The organism is Ferrovibrio sp. (genome assembly GCF_029255545.1).
Taxonomy (GTDB): Bacteria; Pseudomonadota; Alphaproteobacteria; order Ferrovibrionales; family Ferrovibrionaceae; genus Ferrovibrio.
This window is the reverse complement of sequence record NZ_JANLJJ010000060.1, coordinates 7,176-18,524: the sequence shown is the minus strand read 5'-3', so window position 1 is coordinate 18,524 and position 11,349 is coordinate 7,176. Positions and strand designations below refer to the sequence as shown.

At 65.9% G+C, this 11,349-nt stretch carries 9 protein-coding genes; 8 read left to right on the top strand and 1 reads right to left on the bottom strand.

Features of this window, described 5'->3' with window-relative positions; all coding sequences use genetic code 11:
- The 8 genes from Q1J79_RS11930 to Q1J79_RS11895 all read left to right on the top strand — a co-directional run.
- The coding region (locus tag Q1J79_RS11930) for a MaoC family dehydratase (protein WP_300300519.1) at positions 1 to 1,015 on the top strand (1,015 nt) is incomplete at its 5' end.
- Between the two features lie 237 nt (positions 1,016 to 1,252).
- Entirely contained in the window at positions 1,253 to 2,563 is a 1,311-nt protein-coding gene (locus Q1J79_RS11925) for an ammonium transporter (RefSeq protein WP_300300517.1), read from the top strand.
- Positions 2,564 to 2,953: 390 nt separating this feature from the next.
- On the top strand, positions 2,954 to 4,990 hold the full coding sequence (locus Q1J79_RS11920; protein WP_300300514.1) for a methyl-accepting chemotaxis protein: 2,037 nt from the start codon (positions 2,954 to 2,956) through the stop codon (positions 4,988 to 4,990).
- A 360-nt stretch (positions 4,991 to 5,350) separates the two neighbouring features.
- The gene (sdhC, locus tag Q1J79_RS11915) at positions 5,351 to 5,737 is read left to right on the top strand and encodes a succinate dehydrogenase, cytochrome b556 subunit (protein WP_300300512.1); all 387 of its coding nucleotides are present in this window, start codon (positions 5,351 to 5,353) and stop codon (positions 5,735 to 5,737) included.
- Between the two features lie 10 nt (positions 5,738 to 5,747).
- Positions 5,748 to 6,143 (top strand): succinate dehydrogenase, hydrophobic membrane anchor protein, encoded by a 396-nt coding sequence (sdhD, locus tag Q1J79_RS11910; RefSeq protein ID WP_300300510.1) that lies wholly within the window; start codon positions 5,748 to 5,750, stop codon positions 6,141 to 6,143.
- A gap of 4 nt (positions 6,144 to 6,147) precedes the next feature.
- Positions 6,148 to 7,935, top strand: coding sequence for a succinate dehydrogenase flavoprotein subunit (gene sdhA, locus Q1J79_RS11905; RefSeq protein WP_300300508.1), 1,788 nt, complete (start codon positions 6,148 to 6,150; stop codon positions 7,933 to 7,935).
- Positions 7,936 to 7,955: 20 nt separating this feature from the next.
- On the top strand, positions 7,956 to 8,747 hold the full coding sequence (locus Q1J79_RS11900; protein WP_300300506.1) for a succinate dehydrogenase iron-sulfur subunit: 792 nt from the start codon (positions 7,956 to 7,958) through the stop codon (positions 8,745 to 8,747).
- Between the two features lie 150 nt (positions 8,748 to 8,897).
- Complete coding sequence (locus Q1J79_RS11895; protein WP_300300504.1) at positions 8,898 to 10,247, top strand: pentapeptide repeat-containing protein; 1,350 nt, start codon at positions 8,898 to 8,900, stop codon at positions 10,245 to 10,247.
- Between the two features lie 15 nt (positions 10,248 to 10,262).
- Here Q1J79_RS11895 and zapE read toward each other — a convergent pair.
- A partial coding sequence (gene zapE / locus Q1J79_RS11890) for a cell division protein ZapE (RefSeq protein ID WP_367182984.1) occupies positions 10,263 to 11,349 on the bottom strand: 1,087 nt, incomplete at its 5' end.

Sequence of the window (11,349 nt, the reverse complement as noted above, 5' to 3'; positions counted from 1 at the left end):
GCTCAAGCAGCAGCTGCGCCACGCCACGCCGCGCACGGTGACCACCGGCGACGTCGCGCTATATACCGCTTTGTACGGCTCGCGCTTTCCGCTGCAATCGGCCGACACGCTGTCGCGCAGCATCGGGCTGAAAGCCGCGCCGGTCGACGACCTGCTGGCCTTCCACATCATCTTCGGCAAGACCGTGCCGGAAATCTCGCTGAATGCCGTGGCCAACCTGGGCTATGCGCAATGCCGCTGGTTCGCGCCGGTCTATCCCGGCGACACGCTGCATACCGTGTCCGGCGTGATCGGCCTGAAGGAAAACTCGAACAAGAAAACCGGTGTCGTCTACGTGCGCAGCCAGGGCTACAAGAACGGCAACGACCTGGTGCTGGATTACGTGCGCTGGGTGATGGTGAAGAAGCGTGACGAGGCCGCCGTGATCACGGAAGAATTCGTGCCGCCGCTGGCCGAGGTGCTGTCGCCGGTGCAACTGCGCGTGCCCGAGGGCACCGACTTCCGCAAATACGACTGGGTGATGGCCGGCAGCAAGCATGGCTGGGAGGATTACGCGGTCGGCGAGAAGATCGACCATGTCGATGGCATGACTATCGAGGAGGCCGAGCACATGCTGGCCACCCGGCTGTACCAGAACACGGCGAAGGTGCATTTCGACCAGCACCGCCAGGGCCAGGAGAAACTCGGCCGCCGCCTGATCTATGGCGGCCACGTGATCAGCCTGGCGCGTGCGCTCAGCTTCAACGGCTTGAGCAACGCCGCCTTCGTGGTCGGCATCAATGGCGGCCGCCATGTGAATCCCACCCTGGCCGGCAACACGATCTATGCCTGGTCGGAAGTGCTGGGCAAAGGCGAGATCGAGGGCCGCAGCGATGTGGGCGTGCTGCGCGTCCGCACCGTGGCGGTGAAGGACCAGCCCGCGCAGGGCTTCCCCGACAAGGACGCCGCCGGCAAATACCCTGACAGCGTGGTGCTGGACCTGGATTACTGGGTCGCCATGCCGCGTCGCGGCTAATATAGCCTTATTAATAGGCAAAAGACTACTTATTCAGCGGCAATATGCTGAATTTGCCGGCAGCTTCGTGAGCCACCTCCTGAAGCGCCGGCCTGCCTGAGCGTTTATCAGCACTTCCCGTGCCATGTGCCGCCCTGCCGGCTGGCATGCCTCGTGCTTGGGCAGCCTGCCCGTTTTGCCGGCGTTTCGCCCGCCGGCAACGACGCGGCTGACATAAACGAGACAGGGTGGGACCCCATGATCGCTTTCTTCGCGCGCCGCCTGGCGGCGCCCGTTCTTCTGTTGCTTGCCTCATCGCTGCCGGCTTTCGCGGCCGATGAAAAACCGCTCGACACGGCCAGCACGGCCTGGCTGCTGACCGCCACGGCGCTGGTGCTGTTCATGACCCTGCCGGGCCTGGCGCTGTTTTATGCCGGGCTGGTGCGGGCGCGGAACGCGCTCAGCGTGCTGATGCATTGCGTGGTGATCGCCGCCCTGATGTCGGTGCTGTGGCTGGCCTTCGGCTACAGCCTGGCCTTTTCCGACGGCGGCGCGAACCAGGCCTGGATCGGCGGGCTGGAACGCGCCTTCCTGGCCGGAATCGGCGCCGACACACTGAAAGACGGCATCCCCGAGGCCGTCTTCTTCATGTTCCAGCTCACCTTCGCCATCATCACCCCGGCGCTGATCGTCGGCGCTTATCCTGAGCGCATCAAATTCTCGGCCGTGGTGTGGTTTTCGGCCCTTTGGCTGCTGCTGGTCTATGTGCCGGTCTGCCACTGGATCTGGGGCGGCGGCTGGCTGTTTGAGGTCGGCGTGATCGATTTCGCCGGCGGCCTGGTCGTGCATGTCACCGCCGGCATGGCGGCGGTGGCGGCCGCCCTGATGGTGGGCCGGCGCCGCGATTTCCCCCACGAGCCGATCCTGCCGCACAATCCGGGCATGACCGCCACCGGCGCCGGCATGCTGTGGGTCGGCTGGTACGGCTTCAATGCCGGCTCGGCCCTGGCCGCCAATGGCAGCGCCGGCATGGCCATGCTGGCCACCCACATGTCGGCCGCAGCCGGCGCGCTGACCTGGATGGCGATCGAATGGCTGCGCCATGGCCGCCCCTCGCTGGTCGGCACCGTGACCGGGCTGATCGCCGGACTGGCCACCATCACGCCGGCCGCCGGCGTGGCCGGACCGGTCGGCGGCCTGATCGCCGGCTTCTGCGGCGGCGTGGTCTGCTTCAGCATCACCTCGCTGCTGAAACAGCGCCTGAAACTGGACGATTCACTGGATGTCTGCGCCGTGCATGGCGTCGGCGGCGCGCTTGGCATCCTGCTGGTGGCCATCATCGGCCAGCCCGGCTTTGGCGGTAGCGGCTTTGCCGAGGGCGTCGACGCCTTGACCCAGCTGGGCAGCCAACTGCTTGGCCTGGCCGCGACGGCCATCTGGGCCGGTGGCGTAAGCTGGGGCATCCTGGCGCTGCTGCGTGCCACCAGCGGCCTGCGGGTGAGCGAGGAAGAGGAATTCGATGGCCTCGACATCACCACCCATGGCGAACGCGCCTACGACCTGCACTGATCACTGATGCCGGCATGTGACCGATCCCTGCGGTCAGTCACATGCCGGCATCGGCTACAATCGGGCTGCTGCCTCCGTACCCGACGCAATTTCGAGCGGGCCTATCTGGCCAGCCATTCGCGCAAGCGTTGCCAATGCGCAAACATGGAAGCCGCACGGGCAGGAATGCCTTTACTTCCGCGCGGCTTCCATGAAATGGTCGCCGCATCGGGGGAAAATCATAAATGGGGAAAAGCATGCGCCATCGTTTCATGGCTCGGCTTCGCATATCTGCGGGGATAGCCAGCGGCAGGCCGACGCGATCATGGCTTGTCGGCCATGACGACACTTTAACGCCGCGCCACTGTGGCTGATGCGGCAGCCTGTCCACCCCCGCATCGAAGACTTGCCATGAAGCTTTCCCTGACCGCCGTGATCGCCATTGTCCTGGCTGCTGTTCTCGCCGCCAGTGGCGGCGTTGGTTATTACATGTCCGAGCGCTACGAGGCGCTGGCGGACGAATCCACCCTGCGCGGCGATGCCCGTGTGTTGCGCGAGCTGGCTGCCGACCAAATCTGGACCGAGCATTTCAAGACCATCTCCGAGGTCGCGCAGGCGATCACGCAGGCCAATGCGCTGCGCGCCGCCACCATCGCCAAGGAGGCCGAAGGCATCCGCAGCTCGCTGCGCGCCGAGTTCCGCCACAGCATCATCACCAGCGGCGCTGTCGTCGTGCTGGGCGCGACTGTCTATGACCTGGAGATGAAGCCGCTCGGCGGCCTGTGGAACGGCGACGAGATGAATCCGCCGATGGCGCAGCTTGAACCGCTGGCCAAACGCGAGGGGCCCGACCGCCGCAACCTGGCCCAGTTCGGCTGGGCTTCGCCGGCAGGGCCGGTGCAGACGGTCGTGGCCGCGATCGGCGGCTTCCGCCCGGCTGGCTATGTGGCCCTACATGTCAATCCGTTGCCCAAACTGCAGGGCCTTGAGCAGCGGCTGGGCATGAACCTGACCCTGCGGCCGCGCGGCGGCACGCAAGCCCTGCTTGAACTGACTGGCATCCCTGCGGATCCCGGCGCCGAGATCGTGCAGGCCACCACCAGCCTGCTGGCGCCGGACAATACCGAGATCGCCGATCTGATGCTCGGCCGCAATGTCACGGCCCTGCATGCCGACCTGCTCCGCACCCGGCTGACCTCCTTCGGCGTCTTCCTCGCCATCGCAGGTGGCATTGCCGCCGTGGCCCTGGCGCTGGTGGCACGCTACATCGCGGCGGAAGGGCGGCGCGATGCCGAACGCGAGGCCGCCGAACACAAGCTGATGGCCGACCGCGAAGCCGCCGAGCAGGCCGCCGAGGCGCGCGAAGCCGCGCAGCGCCAGAGCTTCGAGGCGGAGCGCAAGGCGCAGGAGGCGCGGCTTGAGCAGTCGGTGGCCGCCATCCTCGATGCCGCCACCGTCGGCGACCTGAGCCGCCGCATCGACACGGCGGCGCTGGAGGGCGTCAACCGCCGCCTGGCCGAGGGCATCAACCGCCTGCTCGGCATCACCGAAGAAGCGATCCGCACCGTTGCCAGCGTTTTGGCCGGATTGGCCGAGGGCGATGTCAGTCGACGCATCGACGTGGCCTATGACGGCCTGTTCGGCGCATTGCGCGACGATACCAATTCCCTGACCGAGCAACTCGACCGCATCGCCGAACAGCTCACGCAGGCCGCAGGCCGCGTGCAGGAAGCCGCCGGCGAAATCTCATCCGGAAGCCTCGATCTGTCGCAGCGCACGGAAAGCCAGGCCGCGATGATCGAGCAGACGGCGGCCTCGATGCATGAGGTGACCGCGACGGTGAAGCAGAATGCCGACAATGCCCAGGCCGCCGACCAACTGGCCATGGCGGCCCGCGACGCCGCGATGCGCGGTGGCGAGGTGGCGCAGCAGGCGGTGACTGCCGTTAACCGCATTGAGGGCAGCGCGCAGAAGATTTCCGACATCGTCGGGCTGATCGACGAGATCGCCTTCCAGACCAACCTGCTGGCGCTGAACGCCTCGGTGGAAGCCGCCCGCGCCGGCGAGGCCGGTAAGGGTTTCGCGGTCGTGGCGCAGGAAGTGCGCGCGCTGGCGCAGCGCAGTGCCAATGCCAGCAAGGACATCAAGACCCTGATCCAGTCCTCGAACAGCGAGGTCAAGGCCGGTGCCGGCCTGGTGCAGCAGACCGGCCGGTCCTTCGAGGAAATCGTCGCCGCGATCAAGAAGGTCTCGAGTATCGTGGCCGAGATCGCCAGCGCCAGCCGCGAGCAGGCCAGCGGTCTCGAGGAGGTCGGCGGCGCCGTGGTCAGCATGGATGAAATGACCCAGCGCAATGCAGCCCTGGTGGAACAGACTGCGGCCGCTGCGCGCTCGCTGGCTGACCAGGCCGTGGCGCTTAACCAGTTGCTGGGCTTCTTCAAGCGCTGAGGCGATCCGGCCGGAAGAACCGGGCCATCCCGGCCCGGCCATGTGCCACCCCATGCGCCGCCAGCGGCCCGCGGGTGAGCGAGGGAGAGGAATTCGACAGCCTCGATGGCACACTCATGGCGAGCGCACCTACGATCTGAGATAGACTCGCACGAAGGAACATGCCCCGGAACATCCTCGGGAACATCCCCGCTGCCGGCAATTTGCCTTGCCGGCAGCGGGTTTAGGTCGTTAAAAACAAGACTGCCAATCATTGACTAGGCGGTGGCCGGGTCTAGTATCTGCCCCGCTTTCGGGGCGCCGATCAGGAGACGTATTCCACGATCCCGGCGCGCCGTCCCCACTCGAAGGCGCATAAAAATGGCGAATGTCGAACGACCGCTCTCTCCCCATCTGCAGGTCTACCGCTGGCCTGTCACCATGGCCTCGTCGATCCTGCACCGCGCCACCGGCGTCGGCCTCGGTATCGGCACCCTGCTGCTGACCTGGTGGCTGGTCGCCGCCGCCGCCGGCCCCGAATACTACGCTTACGTGCAGATGGTGCTGGGCTCCTGGCTCGGCCGCCTGGTCCTGTTCGGCTTCACCTGGGCGCTGTTCTACCACCTGCTCAACGGCATCCGGCATCTGGCCTGGGATGCCGGCTATGGCTACAGCCTGCCGGTGGCCAACCGTTCGGCCTGGCTGGCGATCGTCGGTTCGGTGGTCCTGGCCGTGCTGGCCTGGATCATCGCCTACGCCTGGAAGTGAGGAGCGCGCCATGAGCAACCCGACCAAGACCATGCGCACCCCGCTGAAGAAAGTGCGCGGCCTGGGCGCCGCCAAGGATGGCGTGCAGCATTGGTGGATCCAGCGCGTCACCGCGCTCGCCCTGATCCCGCTGGCGCTGATCATGCTGGTGGCCCTGCTGAAGCTCGCCACCGGCGATCATGCCGCTGTCGCCGCCGCCTTCCGCCATCCGGTTTTCGCCATCGTCGCCCTGCTCGCCGTGCTGGCGGTGTTCTGGCATTTCAAGCTGGGTGCCCAGGTGGTGATCGAGGATTATGTCCATAGCGAGGGCCTTAAGATGGCCAGCCTGCTGGGCGTGACCTTCGCGGTCTTCGTCGTCGGCGGCATCGCCGCGCTTTCCGTGCTCAAGCTTTTCCTTGGGGTGTAAGACCATGCCCGCCAGCTATCAGGTTCACGACCATTTCTACGATGTCGTTGTCGTCGGCGCCGGCGGCGCCGGCCTGCGCGCCACCATGGGCATGGCAGCCGCCGGCCTGAAGACCGCCTGCATCTCCAAGGTGTTCCCCACCCGCAGCCACACCGTGGCGGCCCAGGGCGGCATCTCCGCCTCGCTCGGCAACATGGGTGAGGATAACTGGCGCTGGCACATGTACGACACGGTCAAGGGCTCCGACTGGCTCGGCGACCAGGACGCCATCGAATATATGTGCCGCGAAGCGGTGCCGGCCGTGCTGGAGCTTGAGCATTTCGGCATGCCGTTCAGCCGCACGGCGGAAGGCAAGATCTATCAGCGCGCCTTCGGCGGCATGACCAAGAATTTCGGCGCCGAGCCGGCCCAGCGCACCTGCGCCGCCGCCGACCGCACCGGCCATGCGATGCTGCACACGCTGTATCAGCAGTCGCTGAAATTCGACACCGAGTTCTTCATCGAATACTTCGCCCTCGACCTGATCATGGACGACGAGGGCGCCTGCCGCGGCGTGATGGCCTGGAACCTGGCCGACGGCACCATCCACCGTTTCCGCGCCCATACCGTGGTGCTGGCGACCGGCGGCTATGGCCGCGCCTATTTCTCCTGCACCTCGGCCCATACCTGCACCGGCGACGGCGGCGGCATGGTGCTGCGCGCCGGCCTGCCGCTGCAGGACATGGAATTCGTGCAGTTCCATCCGACCGGCATCTACGGCGCCGGCTGCCTGATCACCGAGGGCGCGCGCGGCGAAGGCGGCTATGTCGTCAATTCCGAGGGCGAACGCTTCATGGAACGCTATGCGCCGTCGGCCAAGGACCTCGCCTCGCGCGACGTGGTCAGCCGCGCCATGACCATGGAAATCCGCGAAGGCCGCGGCGTGGGCAAGAACAAGGACCACATCTACCTGCACCTGGATCACCTCGACCCGAAGATCCTGGCCGAGCGCCTGCCCGGCATCTCGGAAAGCGCCAAGATCTTCTCCGGCGTGGACGTGACCAAGCAGCCGATTCCGGTGCTGCCGACCGTGCATTACAACATGGGCGGCATCCCGACGAACTATCACGGCGAAGTCGTCACCCTGAAGGACGGCAACCCCGACAAGGTGGTGCCCGGCCTGATGGCCGTTGGCGAGGCGGCCTGCGTGTCGGTGCATGGCGCCAACCGCCTGGGCTCGAATTCGCTGATCGATCTCGTGGTGTTCGGCCGCGCCGCCGCCATCCGCGCAGCCCAGGTTGTCGAGAAGGGCGCCAAGCACAAGGACATGCCGAAGGCCGGCGACGAAGCGCTGGCCCGGCTTGACCGCTTCCGCAACGCCAAGGGCGGCAGCGCGACGGCGAAGATCCGCGACCAGATGCAGCGCACCATGCAGAACAACTGCGCGGTGTACCGCACCGGCGAGGTGCTGAAGGAAGGCAAGGGCCTGATCGACGAGGTCTACAAGATGATGCCAGATATCGGCGTCAGCGACCGCTCGCTGGTCTGGAATTCCGACCTGGTCGAGACGCTGGAGCTCGACAACCTGATCCGCCAGGCCGTGGTGACCATGCATTCGGCGGAGAACCGCAAGGAAAGCCGCGGCGCGCATGCCCGCGAGGATTATGCCGATCGCGACGACAAGGAGTGGATGAAGCACACCCTTTCCTGGCTCGGCGACAAGGGCGATGTCACCCTCGACTACCGTCCGGTGCATACCTACACGCTGAGCAACGAAATCTCGTATATCGAGCCCAAGAAGCGCGTTTACTGAAGAAGCAAGGATACCGCCCCATGGCCGAGTTCGCGCTGCCGAAAAATTCCAAGATCACCGAAGGCAAGACCTGGTCCCTGCCGCCCGCCAAGCCGGGCGAGGAACGCAAGGTCCGCAAGTTCCGCGTCTATCGCTGGAACCAGGATGACGGCAAGACCCCGCAGGTCGACACCTATGAGGTCGACATGAACGATTGCGGCCCGATGGTTCTGGACGCGCTGATCAAGATCAAGAACGAGATCGATCCGTCGCTGACCTTCCGCCGTTCCTGCCGCGAGGGCGTCTGCGGCTCCTGCGCCATGAACATCGACGGCGGCAACACGCTGGCCTGCACCAAGGCCTGCGAGGATATCGACGGCGACGTGAAGATCTATCCGCTGCCGCATATGCCGGTGATCAAGGACCTGGTGCCGGATCTCACCAACTTCTACGCGCAATACGCCTCGATCAAACCCTGGATGCAGACCCAGAGCCCGGCGCCGGCGCGCGAACGCCTGCAATCGGCCGAGGAGCGCAAGAAGCTGGATGGCCTCTATGAGTGCATCCTGTGCGCCTGCTGCTCCACCTCCTGCCCCAGCTACTGGTGGAATTCCGACCGTTACCTGGGCCCGGCCATCCTGCTGCAGGCCTATCGCTGGATCGCCGACAGCCGCGACGAGATGACCGGTGAGCGACTCGACAACCTCGAAGACCCGTTCCGGCTGTATCGCTGCCACACCATCATGAATTGTGCGCAAACCTGCCCGAAGGGCCTCAACCCGGCCCAGGCCATCGGCGAAATCAAGAAGCTGATGGTGGAACGGCGCGGCTGACCTGCTAGACTAAGGCCCAATACAGGGGGCAAACGGCTGGAACGGCATGGCCGGTCCGGGATACACTCGCGGCCGAATCTCGATGTATCGGTGATCTCTGTGCATCGGTAATCTCTGTGTATCGGTTTAGTTAGCAGGGCCGCAGAACGTATGGGCGATTTTACCCGCGGAGCTCCCGCGCATCTGACCAAAGTCGGCGCAGAAAAGCTGCGCGATGTTCTGCGTGAGCATGAAGCCCATCTGGCCGGCAAACCCGATGCCAAGCCGGCCGACTTGGCCTTCACCGACCTGTCTGACGCCGACCTGACCGGCGCCAACCTCACGCTGGCCAACCTGACCGGCACACGGCTGCATCGCGCCCGCCTCGATGGCGCCAAGCTTTCCATGTCGAAATGCGGCGGCTCGGATTTCCGCAATGCCACCCTGGACGGCGCCGACCTGCGCTGGGCCGACCTGCGCGGCGCCTGCCTGCGGGCCGCCGGCCTGAACGATGCCAACATGGCCGAATCGAATGGCATAGAGGCCCTGGCGCCGGTCTATGACTCGGAAGGCCAGCTCAGCGGCAGCGGCCCGGCCAAACGGGCGATCGATCTCTCGGGCGCCTCGGCCCAGCGCGCCGATCTCTCGGGCGCCCAGCTGTCACGCGCCTTTGCCCTGCATGCCGATTTTGCCGATGCCAATCTGGATGACAGCAACCTGGCCCGGGCCGATCTGCGCAAGGCGCAGCTGATGTCGGCGCGACTGGAATCCGCCGACCTGCAGCATTCCGATTTCTCCGGCGCCAACCTGTCGGGCGCCACGCTCACCGGAGCCAATTTCGGCGGCGCCAATTTCGCCGGCGCCGACCTGCGTGGCGCCATCGTCGATGCCGCCAGCCGTACCCTGCCTGAGCTGGCCGCCGCGATCTTTGCCATCGCCTCGCGCCATACGGCGGCCGATTTGAGTGAAGTGCTGCGCCAGCATGAACTCTGGGTGCATTCTGAAGGCCGCCAGGGCCTGCGCGCCGACTTGAGCGATTTCGATTTCTCCGGTCGCGACCTGCAGGGCATCAATCTGATGGGCGCCCTGCTGGAACGCGCCTGCTTCACCAATGCCCAGCTCGGCCACGCCAATCTGGCCCTGGCGCGACTGAATTTCGCCGACCTGCGCGGCGCGGTGCTGGCCAAGGCCAATCTGCGCGGCGCCAGCCTGGCGCGGGCCACGCTGGATGGCGCCGATCTCTCCGGCGCCAATCTGGCGGCGATCCGCGAGGACACCCCCACCAGCCGCACCGCGCGCACGAATCTGAGCGCGGCCAAGCTGAAAAAGGCCCTGCTGGTGGCGGCGAACCTGAGCGGCGCCAGCCTGGTCGGCGTCGATCTGCGCGAAGCCAACCTGACGGGCGCCGACCTGAGCGGCGCCGACCTGACCGACGGCCGTTTCGAAGGCGCCACCCTGACCGGCGCGCAGTTCAACAACGCCCGGCTCGACCGCGCCCGCGACCTGCTGCTGCCGAATTAAACCGGCCTGCGTCAGTCAGTCCGCCGCGTGCGGCAAGGCGCGATAATCCTCGCTCTGCATCTCGTTCAGGCGCGAGACGCAGCGCTGGAACTCAAACGCCCCGTCGCCTTCGGGATACAGTGTCTCCGGCGGCGCCTCGGCCGTGGCCAGCAGCTTGACCTTCGCCTCGTAGAGCGTATCGACCAGCGTCACGAAGCGTTTCGCCTCGTTGCGTTTGGCCGGGCTGAGGGTCGGGATGCCATCGATCATCACAGTATGGAAAGCCCGGGCAATCGCCAGGAAATCGGCCGGACCCAGCGCCGCCTCGCACAGATCGGCGAAGGCAAACCGCGCCACGCCACGCGCCTGCAGTGGCACATGCAGCTTGCGGCCGAGCAGCTCCAGGTCAAGCGGCGCGCCATCGGCCTCGTCGGTCAGTAAAGCCCAGGCACGGTCCAGCGCCGCGGTGGCCGGCATGCCCAGCGGGCTGAACCACACCTTCTCGCGACTAAGGCGCTGCAGGCGATAATCGCGTATTGCCGCCAGGTGCAGCACATCAAGCTTGTCCTTGAACAGCGCGATGAAAGGCAGGAAAAGCTGGCGGTTCAGGCCGCCCTGGTAGAGATCGTCGGGGGCGCGGTTCGTGGTGGCGATCACCACCACGCCACGGTCGAACAGTTTCTCGAACAGGCGGCCAAGGATCATGGCATCGGCCACGTCGCTGACCTGGAATTCGTCGAAGCAGAGCAGCCAGCTGGCCTCGGCGATCTTTTTGGCCAGTGGCCGGATCGGGTCGTCGCCGCCCTTCTTCTTTTCCGCATCCTCGTCGGGCAGCTGGCGATAGCGGAAGATCTCGGCATGCACCTCCTGCATGAAGGCATGGAAATGCACGCGGCGCTTCTTCTCCACTGGGGCGGCGGCGAAGAACAGGTCCATCAGCATGGACTTGCCGCGCCCGACCTCGCCGTAGATATACAGGCCCTGCGGCGCCGGCTCGCGCTTGCGGCCGAAGCTGAGCTTTTGCAGCCAGCTATCCTCGCCCGGCCGGTAATGCACCAGCCGGCGGCTGAGCAGTTCCAGCTTCTCCACCGCCAGTTCCTGCGCCGGGTCTTCGGCGATTTCC

Bases quoted from the DNA above. Each gene is read 5' to 3' on its own strand.
- Q1J79_RS11925 (WP_300300517.1), top strand. From the start codon at position 1,253: ATGATCGCTTTCTTCGCGCGCCGCCTGGCGGCGCCCGTTCTTCTGTTG.
- Q1J79_RS11920 (WP_300300514.1), top strand. From the start codon at position 2,954: ATGAAGCTTTCCCTGACCGCCGTGATCGCCATTGTCCTGGCTGCTGTT.
- sdhC (WP_300300512.1), top strand. From the start codon at position 5,351: ATGGCGAATGTCGAACGACCGCTCTCTCCCCATCTGCAGGTCTACCGC.
- sdhD (WP_300300510.1), top strand. From the start codon at position 5,748: ATGAGCAACCCGACCAAGACCATGCGCACCCCGCTGAAGAAAGTGCGC.
- sdhA (WP_300300508.1), top strand. From the start codon at position 6,148: ATGCCCGCCAGCTATCAGGTTCACGACCATTTCTACGATGTCGTTGTC.
- Q1J79_RS11900 (WP_300300506.1), top strand. From the start codon at position 7,956: ATGGCCGAGTTCGCGCTGCCGAAAAATTCCAAGATCACCGAAGGCAAG.
- Q1J79_RS11895 (WP_300300504.1), top strand. From the start codon at position 8,898: ATGGGCGATTTTACCCGCGGAGCTCCCGCGCATCTGACCAAAGTCGGC.